This window comes from Clostridium zeae, from assembly GCF_017312485.1.
In the GTDB taxonomy this organism is placed as follows: Bacteria; Bacillota; Clostridia; order Clostridiales; family Clostridiaceae; genus Clostridium_AR; species Clostridium_AR zeae.
The window spans coordinates 922,581-942,800 of record NZ_BMBA01000002.1; the positions used below are offsets into that span (position 1 = coordinate 922,581).

Annotated in this window: 21 protein-coding genes; 8 read left to right on the forward strand and 13 right to left on the reverse strand. The window is 31.3% G+C overall.

What is annotated here, in order from left to right:
* Window positions 1-183: 183 nt before the first annotated feature.
* The 3 genes from J3477_RS13555 to J3477_RS13565 form a co-directional block, all read right to left on the reverse strand.
* Entirely contained in the window at window positions 184-675 is a 492-nt protein-coding gene (locus J3477_RS13555; protein WP_206870476.1) for a 2'-5' RNA ligase family protein, read from the reverse strand.
* Window positions 676-792: 117 nt separating this feature from the next.
* A complete protein-coding gene (locus J3477_RS13560; RefSeq protein ID WP_206870477.1) occupies window positions 793-1,440 on the reverse strand; it encodes a lactate utilization protein in 648 nt (215 codons plus the stop codon).
* Between the two features lie 176 nt (window positions 1,441-1,616).
* Window positions 1,617-2,210, reverse strand: coding sequence for a TetR/AcrR family transcriptional regulator (locus J3477_RS13565; protein WP_206870478.1), 594 nt, complete (start codon window positions 2,208-2,210; stop codon window positions 1,617-1,619).
* 267 nt (window positions 2,211-2,477) lie between these two features.
* Between J3477_RS13565 and J3477_RS13570 the strand changes: the two genes are divergently transcribed.
* Both J3477_RS13570 and rfbB read left to right on the forward strand, forming a co-directional pair.
* Window positions 2,478-3,665: a MerR family transcriptional regulator gene (locus tag J3477_RS13570; protein WP_206870479.1), complete on the forward strand. Its 1,188-nt coding sequence runs from the start codon at window positions 2,478-2,480 to the stop codon at window positions 3,663-3,665.
* A 94-nt stretch (window positions 3,666-3,759) separates the two neighbouring features.
* Window positions 3,760-4,815: a dTDP-glucose 4,6-dehydratase gene (rfbB, locus tag J3477_RS13575; RefSeq protein ID WP_206870480.1), complete on the forward strand. Its 1,056-nt coding sequence runs from the start codon at window positions 3,760-3,762 to the stop codon at window positions 4,813-4,815.
* Window positions 4,816-4,911: 96 nt separating this feature from the next.
* On the opposite strand, the gene J3477_RS13580 is transcribed toward rfbB, so the two are convergent.
* The 6 genes from J3477_RS13580 to J3477_RS13600 all read right to left on the reverse strand — a co-directional run bounded on the left by J3477_RS13580 (window position 4,912) and on the right by J3477_RS13600 (window position 9,123).
* Window positions 4,912-5,820, reverse strand: a complete 909-nt coding sequence (locus J3477_RS13580; protein WP_206870481.1) for a GNAT family N-acetyltransferase — start codon at window positions 5,818-5,820, stop codon at window positions 4,912-4,914.
* Window positions 5,821-5,942: 122 nt separating this feature from the next.
* Window positions 5,943-6,095, reverse strand: coding sequence for a PIN domain-containing protein (locus J3477_RS13585; RefSeq protein ID WP_206870482.1), 153 nt, complete (start codon window positions 6,093-6,095; stop codon window positions 5,943-5,945).
* A gap of 28 nt (window positions 6,096-6,123) precedes the next feature.
* Window positions 6,124-6,999, reverse strand: coding sequence for an AraC family transcriptional regulator (locus J3477_RS13590; RefSeq protein ID WP_206870483.1), 876 nt, complete (start codon window positions 6,997-6,999; stop codon window positions 6,124-6,126).
* Window positions 7,000-7,278: 279 nt separating this feature from the next.
* Window positions 7,279-8,127, reverse strand: coding sequence for a D-amino acid aminotransferase (locus tag J3477_RS13595; RefSeq protein ID WP_206870484.1), 849 nt, complete (start codon window positions 8,125-8,127; stop codon window positions 7,279-7,281).
* A gap of 14 nt (window positions 8,128-8,141) precedes the next feature.
* Complete coding sequence (locus J3477_RS26305) at window positions 8,142-8,270, reverse strand: hypothetical protein (protein WP_284691996.1); 129 nt, start codon at window positions 8,268-8,270, stop codon at window positions 8,142-8,144.
* A 37-nt stretch (window positions 8,271-8,307) separates the two neighbouring features.
* Entirely contained in the window at window positions 8,308-9,123 is an 816-nt protein-coding gene (locus J3477_RS13600) for a helix-turn-helix transcriptional regulator (protein ID WP_228731277.1), read from the reverse strand.
* A gap of 149 nt (window positions 9,124-9,272) precedes the next feature.
* Here J3477_RS13600 and J3477_RS13605 point away from each other — a divergent pair, with 149 nt between their 5' ends.
* Together J3477_RS13605 and J3477_RS13610 are read left to right on the forward strand one after the other, a co-directional pair.
* On the forward strand, window positions 9,273-10,463 hold the full coding sequence (locus J3477_RS13605) for an MFS transporter (protein WP_206870486.1): 1,191 nt from the start codon (window positions 9,273-9,275) through the stop codon (window positions 10,461-10,463).
* Between the two features lie 160 nt (window positions 10,464-10,623).
* Window positions 10,624-11,421, forward strand: a complete 798-nt coding sequence (locus tag J3477_RS13610; protein ID WP_206870487.1) for a nitroreductase family protein — start codon at window positions 10,624-10,626, stop codon at window positions 11,419-11,421.
* A 128-nt stretch (window positions 11,422-11,549) separates the two neighbouring features.
* On the opposite strand, the gene J3477_RS13615 is transcribed toward J3477_RS13610, so the two are convergent.
* Window positions 11,550-12,044, reverse strand: a complete 495-nt coding sequence (locus tag J3477_RS13615; RefSeq protein WP_206870488.1) for a GNAT family N-acetyltransferase — start codon at window positions 12,042-12,044, stop codon at window positions 11,550-11,552.
* On the reverse strand, window positions 12,037-12,507 hold the full coding sequence (locus J3477_RS13620; RefSeq protein WP_206870489.1) for a MarR family winged helix-turn-helix transcriptional regulator: 471 nt from the start codon (window positions 12,505-12,507) through the stop codon (window positions 12,037-12,039). Before J3477_RS13620 ends, J3477_RS13615 begins: the two co-directional genes overlap by 8 nt.
* A gap of 384 nt (window positions 12,508-12,891) precedes the next feature.
* Here J3477_RS13620 and J3477_RS13625 point away from each other — a divergent pair, with 384 nt between their 5' ends.
* Window positions 12,892-13,371: an S-ribosylhomocysteine lyase gene (locus tag J3477_RS13625; protein ID WP_206870490.1), complete on the forward strand. Its 480-nt coding sequence runs from the start codon at window positions 12,892-12,894 to the stop codon at window positions 13,369-13,371.
* An 82-nt stretch (window positions 13,372-13,453) separates the two neighbouring features.
* Here the strand turns inward: J3477_RS13625 and J3477_RS13630 are convergent, their stop codons facing one another.
* Window positions 13,454-14,002, reverse strand: coding sequence for a hypothetical protein (locus J3477_RS13630; RefSeq protein ID WP_206870491.1), 549 nt, complete (start codon window positions 14,000-14,002; stop codon window positions 13,454-13,456).
* A 447-nt stretch (window positions 14,003-14,449) separates the two neighbouring features.
* On the opposite strand from J3477_RS13630, the gene J3477_RS13635 reads away from it, so the two are divergent.
* From J3477_RS13635 to J3477_RS13645, 3 genes are all read left to right on the forward strand, one after another.
* Window positions 14,450-14,827 carry a BlaI/MecI/CopY family transcriptional regulator gene (locus tag J3477_RS13635; protein WP_206870492.1) on the forward strand — a complete coding sequence of 126 codons (378 nt, stop codon included), beginning with the start codon at window positions 14,450-14,452 and terminating at the stop codon, window positions 14,825-14,827.
* A gap of 8 nt (window positions 14,828-14,835) precedes the next feature.
* Window positions 14,836-16,587, forward strand: coding sequence for a M56 family metallopeptidase (locus J3477_RS13640; RefSeq protein WP_206870493.1), 1,752 nt, complete (start codon window positions 14,836-14,838; stop codon window positions 16,585-16,587).
* A 197-nt stretch (window positions 16,588-16,784) separates the two neighbouring features.
* Window positions 16,785-18,176 (forward strand): aldehyde dehydrogenase, encoded by a 1,392-nt coding sequence (locus tag J3477_RS13645; RefSeq protein WP_206870494.1) that lies wholly within the window; start codon window positions 16,785-16,787, stop codon window positions 18,174-18,176.
* 187 nt (window positions 18,177-18,363) lie between these two features.
* On the opposite strand, the gene J3477_RS13650 is transcribed toward J3477_RS13645, so the two are convergent.
* Complete coding sequence (locus J3477_RS13650; RefSeq protein WP_206870495.1) at window positions 18,364-19,998, reverse strand: cellulase family glycosylhydrolase; 1,635 nt, start codon at window positions 19,996-19,998, stop codon at window positions 18,364-18,366.
* Window positions 19,999-20,220 lie beyond the last annotated feature (222 nt).

The following is a 20,220-nucleotide window of genomic DNA, read 5'->3' on the forward strand; positions in this document are numbered from 1 at the left end:
TTCAACTCTTTACCAAATTTAAAATGCAAGCATTTCTACATTAATCATTGTGTACAATGTAGATTAAATTCAGATTAAAATAATCTTACATTTTTATTAAATTATTTTTTATCTTTAGTTTACAAAATGAAAAGAGGTAAAAGAACTTATTTCTTTTACCTCTTTGTTAATACTATTGATGTTTTAAGATGTTTTAAGATTTTCTTTTAAAATTAAACGAGTTGGCCAAAACTCATATAAACTGATAGACTCTACTCTACCCACAAAACTTTTAAACTTCTCAGCTACCAAAGGTAATGCTTTATGGACAATTTCATGATCATCAATTAATAGTGTTGTGTGGGCTGTCCACTCATTGTCATCACTGAAAAGCTTCTGCAAATTTAAAAGGTCGTAATTGACTAAAGGTGCTATAAATAACACATCAAGTCCAAACAATCCAATATTATTTAATCTTATATCAAAACCTTCAAAATCCTTACATACAACCTTTACTTTTTCTCTAAGCATTTCCTCTTCAGATAGTTTAAATGTTCCAAGGGTCATGTGATAAGGGACATCCGCTGTTTGTCGTCCTACAAACCCATTTTCAAGTAAGACTTGTTGAATATCTCTTAACTTTTGCTGCGTTTCTTCGTCATATTGAGCCAGAATACATAAAATCTTCTCTTCCATAACAGCTACTTTCTCTTTCATTATTTTCATATATTACCAATAATTATATTTTTAGGTATACTCATTGTCAATATTTATTCTTATTTTTAAGAAAGAAAACCGCCATCCATCACTTAATTAAAATCCACCATTTTCTCCTACAACAACTACGGTGATATCACTCATACCTGGCTTTTTTCTCATTACAGAATAAGTTCTACAAATTCTATTTTTCACTTGGCAGTTTACACAGGAACCTATTTTTGTGCATGCATTTTCGGTGCCAATTCTAACATTATTCATAGGTGCTGCTGTAGTTTTCAATCTTTCGAAAGCTGTTACTTCATCTTTGCACACTTTGTCTACACTTACTACAATTATTACTTTCTTAGGACCAAAATTCATAGCTGCAATTCTATTTCCCCAAGCATCCACATTTACTAGTATCCCATCTAAGGTAATAGCATTACTGCTACAAAGATACAAATCACTTAGCATTTCTTTTTTGGCTATTTCTACTCTTTCTTCTAATGTTAGGTCTGGAACACCATGATCTAATACTTCTGCTCCAAGTGCCTTAGCTTTAGCTTGAATCCCCATATTATATATGGTCATTGATCCTGGGAAACCTACTGTTGTTTCTGGTGTTACCTGTTTCATAATGTAATCAGAAGCTTCCTCCATAGTCGATACATATAAAGCCTCAAAATCATTCTTTATTAATGAAGCTACTACCTTTTGCCCAATAGTTTCCTTATGCCAATTTTTTATTTCACTTGTATTCATTATTACTCCTCCCACATTCTTCATATAGATGAACCACTTCATAATTAAATTTATATTTTTCATCATTTCTTGAATTGAACGTTCATTCTAATAAGTTTATTTAAAATTCTAAAATAAAGGAGACTAGAGGTTTTAAGAATTTAATTTTTCTAAGTCTCCTAGATTTCTGATGGAATTTATAAGTTGCTTTCAACCTTAAGTGCAGCATTCCAACAGGCATTAATAGCAGTTTGAACAACCTTATCTGTAAGTTCAGTGCTTCCTTGAAAATATGATTTTAATAAGTAAACCATAGATCCATAATGCATTTGAACCATCAATTTAGGGTTAAATTCAATAAATATTTTTTGCTCCATAGCTTTAGAATAAAGTTTTGCAGCTTCTGTGCACCAAACTGATTCATATATTTCTTTTTTCGCCTCTTCAGTAATATACGGTGAAAATGAATACTGTTCAATAACTTGAAAAGCCTTTGAATATTTTATTCCAAATTGTATAAAGTTTTTCCAAATTAGCTGAAAACTATCCCTAAGTGATTCTTTTGAAGAAAAACCTTTTAATACTTGCTCAGAATGAAATCTAACCATTCCTTTATAAAGTTCATTTATAATAGCCTCTTTGCTATCAAAATAATGATATATGCTTCCAGTTGATATCCCTGACTCTTTAGAAATAAGAGACATAGATGTAGCTTGCAACTCTTTTTCACTCAATAGTCGTAGTGTTGTCTCTAAAACAGCCGCTTCTACTTTATTATAATTCTCAAACATAAGCTTCCTCCATATTAGAATCTCATATATAAATCCTAGACCGAATGTTCATTCTAATTATATTCAAAATAATTTTTACTGTCAATATTGTTTTTATTATATATTTATTCTTTCTTATAAGTTCCTTTGTTATCTAATGTTTTTAAATTTTTTCATATTATCTAAGTTATAAAAAATTTTCACTCAAAATAATAGGTTAACATAAAAATTAAACTATTGACCCTTACCTAAGGTAACCGCTTATAATTAAGTTGGGTGATAAATATTATGAGAGATAAACATTTTTACACAGCAGGTGAATTTGCTAAAAAGGCAGGAGTCACCATAAGAACTATAAGATTTTATGATAACAAAGGACTATTGAAGCCATCAAGCTTAAGTGAAGCTGGATATAGGCTATACACTGATGAAGATTTTGCAAAGCTTCAAGTAATATTAACCTTAAAATACTTAGGTTTTTCCTTAGAGGATATTGCTGCTTTAGTTATTACAGATTCTTCAGAGATTGGTAGTTTAAAAAATTCACTAGATTTACAGCTAGAAATGGTAAGAAATAAAATCAACCATCTGGAGCTTATAGAAAAATCAATTATCGAGGCAAAAAAGGTTGTTGAAGAAGATGATCCTGATTGGAGTAAGATAGTTGACATCATACACGTTACAAATATGGAGAAGGATTTATCAACCCAATATAAGGATTCTAGAAACTTAAAAGTAAGAATAAATCTTCATGATAAGTTTAGTATAAATGAATATGGTTGGTTCAAATGGATATTTGATAAAATAGGTGTTTCTGAGAAAGATAAAGTTCTTGAGATAGGTTGTGGCGATGGGCAGCTTTGGAAAAAGTCTCAGGACAAAATTCCTGATAACTCAGAAATAATATTATCCGACATTTCCCATGGAATGCTTAATGATAGTAAAGAAAATCTTAGAGACTTAAAAGCTAAGCTTAAGTTTCATATTGTAGATTGTGTTAACTTACCCTATGAAGATGAAAGTTTTGATAAGATAGTGGCAAATCATATGATTTTTTATGTTAAGGATAGAAACCAGGCTTTTTCAGAGATAAAAAGAGTATTAAAAAAAGATGGATGCTTTTATTGCAGCACATATGGGTTAAAGCATATGAAAGAGATTGAAACTCTTACAAAAAGCTTTGATAGCAGGATATCTTTATCTGAAGTGCATTTGGAAGAGATCTTTGGCTTAGAAAATGGAGAAGCTCAGCTTATAAATTACTTTCCTAGTATGGAGAAACTTATCTATGAAGATAAATTAATTATAAATCAATACAAGCCATTATTGGATTATATATTATCTTGTCACGGAAATCAGCATGAGATACTAGCTGGAAGATATGATGAGTTTGATAAATATGTTAAAGCAAAGGTTGAAAAGACAGGAATATTTAAAGTATCAAAATACGCTGGGATATTTGTATGCCAAAAGTAATATCAAAGTATTTTTAGATTAGGCTTATATTAATTCCGAAAAATTTTATCCGGATAACTTTTTAAATAGATATATTGAGAGGAGAAAACTTATTATGAAAACTTATTTAGTAACAGGAGGAGCTGGATTTATAGGTTCAAACTTCGTTCTTTACATGCTCAAAAAATATAATGATATAACAATTATTAATTTAGATAAACTAACTTATGCTGGCAATCTTGAAAACCTAAAGGACGTTCAAGAAAATCCTAATCATAAATTTGTTCAAGGAGATATTTGCGATAAGGAGTTCGTTACATCACTTTTTGAAAAATATGATATAGATTATGTTGTTAACTTTGCAGCTGAGTCACATGTTGATAGAAGCATAAAAGAACCAGAAATTTTTGCAGAGACTAATGTTTTAGGGACAGTAAATCTACTAAACTGCGCTAAAACTGCATGGGAAAGAGAAAATGGATGGAAGGAAGGAGTAAGATATCATCAAGTATCTACTGATGAGGTATACGGTTCACTTGGAGAAACAGGTTACTTCATGGAAACAACTCCACTTGATCCTCACAGTCCATATTCATCAAGTAAGGCTGGAGCTGACTTTATGGTTAAAGCTTATTTTGATACTTACAATATGCCTGTGACTATAACAAGATGCTCGAATAACTACGGACCATACCACTTCCCAGAAAAATTAATACCACTACTTATTAACAACTGTTTAAACCATAAGGATTTACCTGTTTATGGTGATGGCCTTAATATAAGAGATTGGCTTTATGTAGAAGATCATTGTAAGGCTATAGATATGGTTATTAAAAACGGAAGAATCGGCGAAGTGTATAATGTTGGTGGGCATAATGAAAGAACTAACATACAAATAGTCAAAACTGTCATATCCTATATAAATGAAAATCTTGATAACACTATAACAGAAGGCCTAATAAAATATGTAGAAGACAGAAAAGGTCATGATAGAAGATACGGTATAGCTCCAGATAAGATAAAAGAAGATTTAGGATGGTATCCTGAGACTGCTTTTGAAGTTGGTATCGTTAAGACTATTCAGTGGTATTTAGCCAATAGACAATGGATAGAAAATGTTACTTCCGGTGACTATAAACATTATTATGACCGTATGTATAACAATAAATAAAATAGTCTAACATACAATTATTTGAGCAGCCATAGATTTAATTAAAGTAAATCTATAGCTGCTCCTCCATAAGAACTATTATTTATCGTAAAACCTTTAAACATCATATCCAAATTCTATATTAACTGAATGCATTCTATAACCTAAGGACTTGTACAAATTGATGGCCGGTTTATTATCACCATCAGCACAGAGGGTAGCCATGGTTTTTCCATTTTCTTTAAGGTACTTTAAAGCTTCTGTTATAAAAGCTTTAGCCACACCCTTTCTTCTCCACTCAGGCAAAACAAATATATTTTCTGTTGCGCTTCTTTCCTCTTCTATTACGTAAGTCATTACCCCTCCTAAGAACTCATTTCCTGAAAATGCAGCAAAAGTTGCCCATTCAGGTGAGTACCTCATCCAACTTACTGTATCAAAGTTCCAAGCAGCTCCATCATTACATTTTACATCAGTTTGCACATAGTATTTTACCTCTTCATCTGTTTCCATCTTCCAATTAACTATTTTAAAATCAGAGCTCATATGACATTCCTCTATTTCTTCTGATAAATCACGTTTCATCACTAAGGAATTTCTATATGCAACGAACCCTTTCGAAATATAAAAGTTCATCTCTTCATTGCTTTCCGAGGAAATATATTTTATCACTCTAACTTTTTTTTCTGGATAGTTCTTTTTTATTTCTTTAGCTCTAGTAAATAAAGCATCAATTAAAGAAGAACATACATCACTCCGAACTTCATAAGCTGAATTCATTCTTATATTTACACATAATCTATAGATATAGTCAGCCTCTTGACAGTTGTTATCTATATTAGTCCAAGATATATGAGGTTCTAAATCCCCTACTCCTAAAATTTCGTTCCTTGAATTTACTGCACAGAATATATTCTCAGCTTTCATGTCTCCTTTATAAAGATATGCAAGTTCTGCTATCTTATCAAAGCAACCAATTTTCTCAGCATCTTCACTACAGTAATTTCTTATAATATAATCTCTCATGGTACACCTTTCCTTCATCTGGCTATAATATAATTTTTTTGTTCTCTAATGATCCTTAGCCTACATTCATTAATCACAGCTAAGCCATTTTATAGCTGTGCCTTTTAACTTTAAAATTCAAATTATTTATTTCCACAAATCTTACAAACTTTTATAGTTCCATTATCAGTAACTTTATCCCAAAGAAGCTTAACTCCACCTCTTTTACAAACAGGGCAAGTTCCTCTCCAATTAAGAATTTTTTTGATACCTCTACCTCTCTTGTTTTTTGCCATTACATTTCCCCCCTTTCTACAAAACAATTTATTCTTTTCTTTTTACAGGAATCCATACTTCACATGTATATTTTTCATAGTAATCATCATCCCAAAAGTGCTTTTCTATGCAAGGGCCTTCTATTTGTTCAAAACCTGATGAAGGAAACCATTCTGAATATATGCGTCTCCATACATCATGTATGACAAGATTTTGCGGTATTATTCCTTTACCTTCAAATACGACCCAGGTACACGCTGGTATGTCCAATATTTCATATTCCATAGCCGTGTATGTTTCAGGAACCTCCCATCCCATCATAAATCTTCTACTGCCATCATCTTTGAAATCATAATGAATTCCATAAAGCATATGCATTCTATTAAACCCAAGAAGTTCATTAATTTTAAGATGTGTTCCATCTTCCCAAATTCTATCGCAAAATTCTGGAATCTCTCTGAACAAGGCATCGTTTACAGTACTTGTTAAAAAATCCACCCCAAAAACTTTAAACTTATCTCTATTAACTATTCTATAATTAATTTCACTCTCTCCTTTAATTGATATTTGAAATGAGAGCTTTGGAAACGCCTTGAGTCTTACATTCCCTTTCTTTATCTTTGAAGGTGTTACTCCATGTACTCTTTGAAAAGCCTTAGTAAAGGCATCAGGACTTTCATAGCCATATTTAATGGCCAAGTCAATAATCTTTACGTCCTTAGAAGATAATTCTTCACCTGCAAGAGTAAGTCTGCGATTTCTAATGTATTCTGCTAAAGTAAACCCTGTTAATGCATAAAACATTCTCTGAAAATGATAACGTGATGTAAAAGCAGACTTTGCTACTTCATCAACCTCAATAGTCTCAGTCAAGTTATCCTCTATATATTCTATTGCATTGTTAAGGCATTTAATTATTTCCAAATTCTTTACCTCCATTTAATTATATAATCTATAAAAATCCTTTACCCGACTTTTTGTGCTCTTATTTGTCCAAGTATAATATTTACAATTATATCATTTTATTGCTAAGTCACCCTATAATCTCTATAACTAGTTTCTATTAAATCTCAAATAATCGTAAAAATAATAAAGTGAGAGCCTTCTTTTGTTAGATAGCTCTCACTTTATTCTATATAAGACTATATATATTTAAAACCGTGTAATATAAGCTTAACTCTTTTTGCTTAATGCATCCTACTTTTATCCTTCTTTTGTCTCCACAAAAAACTCTTCAAGTAATGCTGCCTGCAATTTTAAGACTATATCTGAAGCCTTTCCACCTACTGTAACCCCGTCTATTTCACAAGCACTCATGCAAAACTGCCCTGAGCTTGTGACTATAACTTCATCTGCTTCCATTAGTTCCGTTACAGTAAAAGGAGTTTCGTCTACAGGTATATTAAAGATTTCGCACATCTTTATTATGTGTGCCCTTGCTATACCTGGCAAAATCAAATTATCTGTTGGTGCTGTTTTAAAAACACCATTTTTTATTATCGAAACATTGCTATGAGCACATTCTGTCACTCTATCTCCTCTATGGAATATAGCTTCATCACAACCTGCCTCCTCAGTTTTCTGTGCTGCTATGACATTTGGTAATAGATTTAAAGTCTTAATATTACAATGTAAGAATCTAGTATCTTCTAGAGTAATTAGTTTTACTTTCTTTGACATATCCTTAATAGTACGTGGAGTTAGAAGTATCCAAACATTTGCATTTACTTCATCTCCAAGAAAAGCATGATTACGCATACCAGTTCCTCTTGTAACCTGCCAATATACAAATTGTTCTCCTGAGTCTACTTTTTTAACCATCTCTTGCAGCAAATTTTTAAATTCATCCTTCGTATAAGGAATTTTAATAGAAATAAGCTCTGCACTATTAAAAAATCTATCAATATGCTCATCTAATGCAAATATCTTATGATTTCTACTATATGTAGCATCATATACGCCATCACCAAAATAACATACACGGTCATTCATTGGTATACTCATGTTCTCAATTAAATCATATTTCCCATTATAAAACCCTAAATTCTCCATAAATCTCTCTCCCTTTATTTAAACCAGCTTTTGCGATTTGTATAAAATTTATTTACTTCCACTATCATAACACTTATTGCTGATGCTTTTATTCTAGCATTAGATTTTAAATACTCCAATATTTTATGATGCATATAATCCATAAACTCTCACTCCATAACAAACTTTAAAAATTGTTATTTATAACGATATAAGTTGTTGCAACTTAGTCCTTGTCTCATCATCTACAGGCATTTGTATAGTAACACTTGCTCCTTCTATATCAGTGGATTTAAATGAAATGTAACTTAAATATAAATTTCCCACTATAGGATGGTGAAGAAGCTTCTGACCTTCTGGAGTTCCCATAATGCCCTGATTACTCCACCACTCATTGAAGAGAGGATTTTTAGCATCCAATTCATTAATAATCTCATTTATCTTACTATCATTTTCATAGTAGCTGTAATTTGCTCTTAGTTGTTCAACACGTAGCTTGGAATGCCCCTCCCAATTATCTAATAATTTCTTCATAGAATCATCATTAAAGGATCTCCAAACAGAGTTTCTTTCTTTTTCACTCATTTCCTCATAATTGCCGTAAACTTTTAAAGCTGCTTTATTCCAACCAATTATTGTCAATTTGCTATCAGTAACATAAGCTATATTAGGATTTTGATTATCTAGAAATTTTTGCAAGGTATCCGATATGTTTATAGAAGTATACTCTTCAATCGGCATCTTTTTTTCGGACAGGTTGAATAAATATCTCTTTTCTTCAGTATTTAACTGTAACACCTTGCTTAGTGCAAGTAACACATCTACTGATGGATTAACGTCTTGTCCTTGCTCAATGCGAACATACCAGTCAATACTTACTCCCGCTAAATCAGCAACTTCCTCTCTCTTCAGCCCTTCAACTCTTCTTCTTTTTTCGGATTTTAATCCAAATTGTTCAGGCCTCAAGGTTGATCTTTTCTTCTTTAAAAACAATCCAAGTTCTTTGTTCTTATCCATCATTATCTCCCCTATTTATTATTAACTATTAATGATGATTGTGTTAGGTTTAAAGCTAGTATTAATTATCATAGGATAACCTGGGTTCTATTTAAAATAATGCTTTAATTATACACTATCTTTATAGTTTCTAGAAAGGAAGATGTAAAATGAATAAAGATGCGAATGCAAAAAATTTCTCAGGAAAATTATTAATAGTGCTCACAATTATATGTTCAATTGTAGTAGCTAATCTTTATTATGATCAAGTTTTATTATCTAGTATTTCCAATTATTTTTCAGTGCCTATTTCATCATCTGGTATGCTTATTACAGCAATACAGGCTGGTTATACAGTAGGATTATTATTTATTGTTCCATTAGGAGATAGGTATAGCAGAAGACTGCTTATCATATTAAGTATAGTTTGTTCCTCAATATTATTACATCTAATGACTTTAGTTCCTACATTTAATTTAATAGTAGTTATAGGATTTCTAATGGGACTTTTTAGTGTTTCAGCACAACTTATAATCCCGTTTGTTTCCTCAAATATTTCTTCTGAAAGAAGAGGTGTGATTGTTGGTCACTTGCTAACTGGAGTATTTCTCGGAGTGCTATTAGGCAGAATGTTTGGAGGAGTTATGGGCCAGTTATTAGGTTGGAAAGCAGTTCACGAAACTGCTGCAATTGTCTTATTAGTCTTTGCAGTATATTTATTCTATGTACTTCCAAAAGATAATGTAGAAAAAGAAAATTCATATAAAAATATAATATTCTCTCTACCTCCATTACTAAAAAAAGAAAAGGTATTAAGGGAAACTATAGTATTTGGTGCTGCAGCCTTTTGTGCCTTCAATATTTTCTGGGTCTCACTTTCTCTTATTTTAGAAAGTTATCCATATAATTATGGCAGCGCCATGGTTGGAATATTCGGCTTTTTGGGTATAGCAGGTGCATTAGCTGCTGGTTTTACAGGAAAACTTTCTAATAGTAAAAAAGTAAGTTTATGGAATATATTTGCTCTAGCTATTATGTTTGTATCTTTTTTAGTCCTTGGTATAGGCTGGTCAAAATTTATAATTCTCGTTATTGTAACCTTTACTTTAGATGTTGGTTCAAGAATGAATATGTCTTTAAACCAAGGTCGAATTTACAAGCTTAATCCTCAAAATCATAGCAGATTGAATTCACTTTATATGGTTGGTTACTACTTAGGTGGATCTCTTGGCTCCTTGATAAGTACTAATGTATATCATCAATTTGGTGCTATTGGAATCATGATTGCAAGCTGCACGGTGCTATTTCTAGCATATGCTTATTATTTAATTAGTAATAAACTTAAGAAAATTATCCTATGATTATTTATCCTATGATAATTTAGCATCTGTTTAATATGACAATGTAATTCTATAATGATTATATAAAATTACATTCAATTAATTCGATAAATCTACTCTTTAATATAAAAAATCTTATTCTAAAATTATACATCATACTAGACAATAAAGGAGAGTAAAAATGAATTTAACAACTGTAAATCGAGAAAAATGTATTAAATGTGGACTTTGCGTAAATGAATGTCCTGAACAGGTATTTAGACTCGGGAAAAATGGCCCTGAAGAAGTTTGTCCTGAAAATTGTATTGCCTGCGGTCATTGTGTAGCCGTTTGTCCAAGGGAAGCTATGGACAACATAAAAGCTCCGCTCTCAAATCAAGCCAGCTCAAAAAACTTCCCTAAATTGAGTCCTGAAGAAGCAGAGAACTTTATTCGCTCAAGACGTGCTATTCGTTCCTATAAGCCAACCCCTGTTCCAAGAGAAAAATTAATAGATCTTGTTAATATCGCGCATTACGCTCCTAGTGGACATAACTTGCAAGGCATATCCTATTTTATAATTGACGATCGAAACCTCCTTGATAAAGCGGTTAAATTTGTAATTGAAGAATTTGAAAAAGCAAGTTTATCAAGTGAATTTACAAAACCTTATCGTGAGAAAGGCATGGATACTATATTGAGAGGTGCCCCTAGCCTCATCTTAGCAATTTCTGATTCAGATTTTCCAAGAGGAAGGGAAAATTCTATTTTTTCATTAACATATTTAGAGCTTTATGCACCAACACTAGGATTGGGTTCATGCTGGGCTGGAATGTTTGAAAGAATTGTTATGAAGGATAATTGTCCATTATTTGAATTATTTAGTATTCCTAAAAACAAAAAAGTAACAGGTGCTGTTATGGTAGGATACCCTAAATATACTTATCCAAGGTTAGTGGACAAAAGCCCATTAGAATTCACTTTTACAAATGAGCACTAATATAAATGAATAGTTTAAATATAAAATTCAGTCCATGTTTCAACAATAATCTTAAACCTAATAAAAATTTATATTTTCAAAACTCCTTACATATCCAAAAGGAGTTTTGAAAATATCTAAATAAGGAATTATAATACCTTATCATAGCAATAAAATATACCTTCGTGACCTAATAAGTTAATCTTTCCCTTAAACCCATATCCACACTTTGTTAAAAGCCCTTGAGCTTTTTTGTTTAATGAATTTGTATCAGTTCTTATATAATTTATATCATTTTCAGCACAGATATCATCAACATAATTTATAAGTTTAACACCTACACCTTTTCCTTTAAAAGAGTTATTAACTGCAAGCCTATGTATTGTTAGTGCATCTCTTTCTGTTGACCAATTTACATCTTTATATTCCTCTGGTTCTTCTTTGTTAATGCATATAAGTCCAGCAATAATCCCATCCATATCATAAACAAAGAGAGTTTCTTCTTTAATATCATTAATAAAATCTTCTTTTCTTGGATAATCTTCATCCCATTGAAAATTGCCGTAGGAGTGCATATCCAACTTTGAACCTTCAACAATGTACACAATTTGCTCTAAATCTGAAAGTATAGCATTTCTAATCATTTTCATGTCCTCCTAATATCATTTTTGAAGCTTTCCACTCTGCCTCAATATTTTTACTCATTTTCATTATCAGTTCGATGACAATTGATTTATCATCTTCACTGAAATCTTTAAAACAAGTTTCTATATTTTTATTTTCCTGATCTATTATATAGTCATATGATTCTAACCCCTTTTTAGTAGGATACAAACGAATGACACGCTTATCATTTAAATCCTTCTTTCTCTCGATATACCCTTCCGCTTCTAACTTTTGAATAGCTTTAGTAGTAGAAGTCTTATCAATTTTTAAAAGCACTGTTAAGTCTATAAAATTAATTCCTGGATGCTCACATATTCTTGTTAAGTATATAAATTGTCCCTTTTGCAGATTTAACTCTTTAAACTTATTATCAGATATAGAATGAATACTACGAGACAATGTACCAATTTCTCTAAGAACCTCACTGTTTAGTCTATTCACAAAAATCACTCCTTATAATAGTTGAACTTTCAACTATTATATTATAAATTAGTTGAAAGTTCAACTATAAAACATACAAATAAACTATTTCAGTATTAGTGGTATATTAACTGAACTTTCAAAATTACTAATACTTCTCATGTAAAGTTTCTCTAAATCTGATTCTCCACAACCAACACTATAGCTTGACTACATAATGCCAAAATGATAAAATTTAATAAACTTATTGGAATACTTTGATATACTTTTGAATATCTTATTATATACATCATATTTACGACTAAAAATCATACTTATATAGATGATATGCAAAGATTTTGATGATAAAATTAAAGAAAAGTATTATAATTATTATACTTTTTAAATTAATAGGAGTGATTATAAATGGAGAAGATCGCGAGCTTTACAGTAAATCATTTGGACTTACTTCCAGGTGTATATGTATCAAGAAAAGATAATTTTAAAGATGTAGTTCTTACAACCTTTGATATAAGAATGACTAGACCTAACCTAGAACCTGTTATGAACACTGCAGAAATGCATGCATTTGAACATTTAGGTGCTACTTTCTTAAGAAATCATAAGACTTATGCTTCAAAGACTGTTTACTTTGGACCAATGGGCTGCAGAACTGGTTTCTATATAATACTTGAAGGTGATTACGAGTCAAAAGATATTGTTGGTTTACTAAAAGAAATGTATCAATTTGTTGCTGACTTTGAAGGGGATATTCCCGGTGCATCAGCTAGAGATTGCGGAAACTATTTAGATATGAATCTTCCAATGGCTAAATATCTAGCAAATAAATTCTTAAAAGAAGTTCTAGACGTTATAACTGAAAAGAACTTAGTATATCCACAATAATTTAAATACCTAGTGTTTAGATACTTAAAGAGTCCCTATGGTATATACTTATATCATACGGACTCTTTAGCTTTATATATAATTATTCTGTTTTAGAAAGCATCTTTGCATAGTTATTAATTGAATGTGAATACACCTTCCATTGATTGTCTTCAAACACAAGCCCTACATAACCTTTTTCTGTATCCTCTTCCTTCTTCTGATCCTTGTCGTATGTGGCTTCTACTGTTGCTGTATAATTAAATCCAAACTTACCTGCTTTCTTGTCCTCAAAGGTCTTCTCAAAATCAATTTTTGTAGCCTTTAAGCTGCATTTATTCGCTGAACTAAATTTTAGATTTCTACCATACCACCTATCAGCCATAAGTGATTCCAGTGCTTTTTTAGTTGTCACAGTATAAAATTTTTCATGTGCTTTAGTAATAGTATCGATAGAGTTCATAGCCTCAGTTGAACTATTTGAATCTTTTACTTCATAAAGCTCATTCAAAAACTTTTCTGCTGTTGCTTGTGCCGTACCTTCAGAAGCTTTAGCCTCTTCTGTTTTCTTAGCCCCATTTGAACATCCCGTAGCAATAAATAAGCAAATTATTATTGCTGAAATAATAATTAATCCAAACCTTTTTTTCAATGTAATCTCTCCCCCAATATTTTTTTAACAACTATTTTATTTTTACATAATCTTTATGGGGATTATAGCATTTATTACCATATAATCCTATATTTATATCCACATACATATTCTTTTTTAAATTGCATAAAAGCTGAATAGCCTTGATTATTGTTATATATATCAATTTCTTTTACATTTTCTCATGATTTCAATTTTTATTATTTTAGATAAACTACTTCATGTTTTGATCCTAAGGATTTAAGTACTTTATCTATATAGGATTCCTAACCCAACTATTAAGTTATACGTGCCCGATAATCCCCAGAAGCCTGGATTATCGAACAAGTATAACTTAAGTTTCGATATAGAAATCCTTTAGCATCAAACCTTGCAAATCTTCTGTTGACAAATCCATCCTACAGTTGTAGGATAAAGTTAGGATTACAAATGTAGGAGGAGTAAAAAATGAGTAAACTGCCTAAAATATCTGATTCTGAGTGGGAAGTAATGGAAATCATCTGGTCAAAGAATGTCTGCACTTCTTCTGAAATTGTTGATGCTTTAAAATACAACAGTGAATGGAGTCCTAAAACTATCCACACTCTTATAACCAGACTGGTAAAAAAAGGTGCTGTAGATGTGGATAAAACTTCAACAACTTACAAATACAGTCCTATTGTATCAGAGAAAGACTTAAAGAATCAGGAAACTAAAACCTTCGTTCAAAAACTCTATGGTGGTTCCCTTAAATTATTAGTTTCTAATTTTATAAAAGATGAACACTTAACTAGCGATGAAATTCACGAGCTTAAAAAGATTCTAGATGAAAAAATTGATAAGTAGGTGAACTTATGGATTTACTAAACAGGATATTTACATCTATTGTATATCTATCTTTAATGGCTAGTGCTGCAGTAGTTATAATATCAGCAATAAAACTTGTATTTAAGAATAAGTTCAGCGGAGCTTGGCATTATTATATATGGCTAATCGTAGTAGTTCGTCTTATGTTGCCATATTCAATAAATAGTAATATGAGCTTGTTTAATTATATAAATACTGGATTTGAAAGTAGCTTTAATACGAATATTTCTAGCATTATAGAAGAAAATAATATAAGCAAGGAAGCAATTCCCCCTAATAAATCAAACTCTACTAAGCAAAATGTAGTACCAAACATTATTAATTATAAAGAAGATAAATTATCTACTAATACTTCTTTCACTGGATCTAGCAACTTATTTCAATATATAAGTTATAGATACCATTTTGCAATTATATGGCTAGTTGGTATGACTTTGTTAACTCTTTATTTACTATCTTCTTTTATAGTGTTCAGATTTAATATAAATTCTAAGGAAACTAATATTGCTAAAGATCTATATCCTTTACTGGAAAGCTGCAAAGAAAAGGTTGGTATAAGACGTAAAGTTAAAATACTATATAGTAATGAAATAAATAGTCCTTGTGTCTTTGGAATACTTGCACCTAAAATACTGATACCTAAAACTTTATTAAATGAATTAAATTCTGCAGATTTAGAATATATACTACTGCATGAACTTTCTCATCTTAAAAGAAAAGATTTGTTGCTCAATTGGATAATGACAACTTTACAGATCATTCATTGGTTTAATCCGATTATATGGTTAGCCTTTAGTAAAGCCAGAAAAGACTGTGAACTAAGTTGCGACAGCTTCGTTCTTGGAAAAATATCTTCAAGTGCATACAAAGAATATGGTGAGACGCTAATTAAAATTGCAGCTTCCTACTCTAAATATAAATGGACACCAGGTGTCACTTCAATAGTAAGCACAAGAGAAATAAAAAGGAGAATAATTATGATTACTAAATTCAAAAAGCAAAGCATAGCTTGGTCAATAATCGCTTTATCTTTGACTCTATTAGTAGGTTGTGGAAGCCTAACAAATCCGAAAAATAATGAAGCGACTAATAACAACAGCGCTGTTACAGATAATACCTCTCAAAGTGCTGATAACAATAATTCTAACAACTCAAATGTAAGTGTACCTAATACTTCAGATAATAATGCAACTAATAATAGTTCCTCTAACACTTCTAATACTAGTACAAATTCAAATAGCACACCATCTTCACAAGGTCAGTCAACTACCTCAAATAAAAGCACTGAACTTTTGAAAAACATCTACAATCTTGCTAAACAAGGTAAAGTTCCTGATTGTGAGTTTGCAAGTAAGGACACTTTATTTGGAGATGTAGCAACTAAATGGGGTGATCCTGAAAAAATTGATTATGTTGGAGGAGGTAAAACTTCTGCTCGTTATGCCCTTTACAATAAGAAAGGCTTTCATTTTGGAATTAATAAAGGAGATCAAGTTTTTGATGTGCGTTCCTTTAAGAGTTATCTAAAGGATATAAAATATAATGATGTAGAAAAAACTTTAGGAAAACCAGCTGTAATTAATAAAACTACTACTGAGCATATAATTATATATAACGTAAATAAAACTTATCAGCTGATGCTTATCTTTCCTAAGCCAACTGATGCCAATAAAAACCCTTCACTTGATCATATTTCAGTATATGATCCTGCTGATGCAGTAAATAATATGGCTGGTTAAATAGACCACTAAATAAATGAGTCACTTTAAGATAAGCTCTTATCTTAAAGTGGCTCGCTTTTTATAATTCATAACAAATCAAATTTAATTGTATAAAATATTTTTATAGCATATTGACTATTTTATATGTAAAATAAGAATATTAATTCAAAAGTAGCTTTACTTTTATAGATATTGTATATTTGAGGTGATTTAAATTGGATATTATAGATAATGAAAAAGTTATAGAAATACTAAAAGATCATAAGGAGTATTTTCATACTGGAAAAACTAAAGATATAGACTTCAGAATTGATTCCTTGAAGAAGCTAAAGACTTCTATTAAAAATCACGAAAAAGAAATCCTCAATGCTCTTTATAGAGATTTAGGAAAGAGTGAGTTTGAAGCTTATAGTACCGAGATTGGATTTACATTAGACAGTATAGGCAATTTTGTTAAAAAACTAAAAAAATGGTCCAAAGCAAAAACAGTTAGAACTCCTATACATCAAGTCCCATCAAAAAGCTATATAGTTAATGAACCTTACGGTACAGTGCTTATCATTGGGCCTTTTAATTATCCTTTCCAACTTTTAATTGAGCCTCTAATTGGCGCTATAGCCGCAGGAAATTGTGTGGTATTGAAACCATCGGAGAGTACACCTACAGTTTCAGCTTTGGTAAAAAAAATAATTGAAGAAACCTTTGATTCTAGTTATATAAGAGTTATAGAAGGAGAAAGAGAAACAACTTCTGCTCTTATAAATTCACCCTTTGACTATATATTCTTTACAGGAAGTGTACCTGTAGGAAAAATAGTAATGGAGGCAGCAGCTAAGAACCTAGTTCCAGTTACCTTAGAGCTTGGAGGCAAAAGCCCTGTTATAGTTGATAAAACTGCAAATATAGCTATTGCAGCTAAAAGAATATTATGGGGAAAGCTCATCAATGCTGGCCAAACCTGCATCGCACCTGATTATGTGTTAGTACATAAAAACATTAAGGATGAATTTATAAAAAAATTGAAGGAGACAGTGGTAAGCTTTTACGGTGCTGACGCTTCAAAGAGTATTGATTACGGAAGAATAGTAAACGAAAGACAACTTAACCGTCTAGCCACTATAATAGAAAAAGACAGGTCAAAAATTATTTATGGAGGCAATTACAACCTAAGTACTTTATATATTGAACCAACCATAATAGACAATGTAAACTGGCAAGATGCAGTAATGGAAGATGAAATATTTGGCCCTATACTTCCTTTGCTTGAATATGAAGATATAAATGCTGCTATCAGACTTATTAATGAGCATCCTAAACCACTAGCTTTTTACCTCTTCACAGAAGACAAAACTGTAGAAAATCTAGCTTTAAACAGTATTTCCTTTGGTGGAGGTTGCGTAAATGATACTATATCCCATGTGGCAAGTTCACAGCTGCCTTTTGGAGGAGTAGGTAACTCTGGAATAGGTGCTTATCACGGTAGATATAGCTTTGAGATATTCTCACATAGAAAGAGTATCATTAAGAAAAGTACTAAAGTAGATATAAAATTAATATTTCCACCTTACGGAAACAGAGTCAACTTAGTAAGAAAGATATTTAAATAATATAATGAAATTTAACTTATACAATTAGAAAATGGTATTTTGACTACTTGGTAGTATATTTATAATGTAATTTCTAAAGGGTTGGTTTAGAAAATTCACTATATACTATCATAATAACTCAAAATACCATTTTTGAATTTTGGTTTCCGTATTTATCTATTGAATCTGGCTTGTATTAAATATAAGTTTATTGTTGTGTAAGATTAAATGCTTCCCATGCACCACCAACTGCTGTTTTAGTTGCATATAGTACACCGTTGTTGTTTAAATCTGCAGTTACATAAAGGTTGTTTGCCATAGCTTGAAGAGCTACTGTTCCATCTGCTTGTGATACTTTCTTAAATTTCTCCCACTGTTGGATTGAAGTACTTCTTGCTATAAGTTTATTTCCGTTATTAAGATCTGCAGTAACGTATTTTCCATTTGCTTTAGATTGGAAAGATATAGTTCCATCTCCATTGTCTATTACTTTAAATAGTTCCCAGTCTCCTGCTGTATCTCTATTAGCTATCAATGGATCGTTTCCATAATTATCAGCACTGATTACTTTTCCGTTAGCTCTTGCTGTTAAGTATGAATATTGAGAAGTTACTGGTGCTGTAGATGTATATTTCTTAACTAAGTTTTGGAAAGATGTATTTGGTAAGAAGTTTGCAGTATTGAATTTTTGCCACTTAGAAGCTATAGTAGCAGCACTATCATTATTTATATCTGGAACTGCATTAGTGTTGTATTTATAGAAGCCCCAATGGTTGCTACCATTAGTAATCTTATATGTCCAGTTTGTCCATGATGCATTTATAGAATTCATTTGTGATAAGAACTTTTCCCATAAATCATCAAAATCGAATACACAGAATTCCCCAGCATAAACTGGTATATTCCAAGAAGCTTGATGATCCTTCATTCCTTGAACTGCTGAATCTATTAAACCATTTTGAGCATTCCAATCTGTTGGTTGACTATTAGCCATAGCATAATAATGCATTTCATAAACTACATTTGTCCATCCATAAACTGATGGAGCATATAGTTGGTTCCAATCCCAAGCACCTTCCATATATATCATGTGATCAGGATCTATAGCACGGATTGCTTGATAAAGTCTGTTATATAATCCATTTAGTTGATCTCTTCCAACTCTGTCTGGTTCATTTAATAAGTCATAACCAGCTACTGTTGGATTGCCCTTGTAACGATTAGCTATGCCTTGCCATAAAGTTACTGTTCTATCCTGGTATTGAGTGTTCTTCCAAAGTTGTGGATCTGAATTTGCCTCTCCACAGTTATCAAAAGTGTTTTGTCCTCCAAAAGTTCCGTGAAGATCAAGCAACACATATATTCCTCTAGTTGAACATTCATTTACAAGCCAATCTAGCTTACTCCATGGATCTGACTTCCAATTACCATACTTGTCCATCAAATCAAGGTAGTATATCGGAACACGAACAAAATTCATGCCCATATTCTTTATGTTATCTAAGTCACCAGTATTTAACCATGCATTTTGATAAGTATTAATTAAGCTTTCTTTAGTAGCTTCACCAAATCTGTTTGTCAAAGTTTCACGTAATGTCCATTCATCTGTAACGCCTATTGGAGACATCCAACCTTCTTGTAATAGCCATCCGCCTAGATTTGTACCACGAAGATTTACTATTGAGCCTGTTCCCTTGTTATCTCTTATTACTGTTCCGCTAGTCTTTAAGAAACCTGTACTTCCGATAGTAGCAGCCTTTGTTTTTACTGTTGAAGTAACCATAGTTCCTAAAAGCATCAAGGCAGCAATTGCAACTGATAATCCCTTACTTTTTCTTAACATATTAATTTACCTCCCGTTATTCAAATAATTATTTAGGGTTATCTAAAAATTGTTTACAAATGTCGTCTTCTCTTGATGTTATTCAAAGTTATCATTCAAATCAAAATCCTTGTGACTTATTTAGCATAATCCCCTCCCTTATAACAAACATACTCGTTTTTTCATTGCACAAAAAGCTTTTCGGTAACACATATTTTTTATTATAGTTTCATATGTATAAAT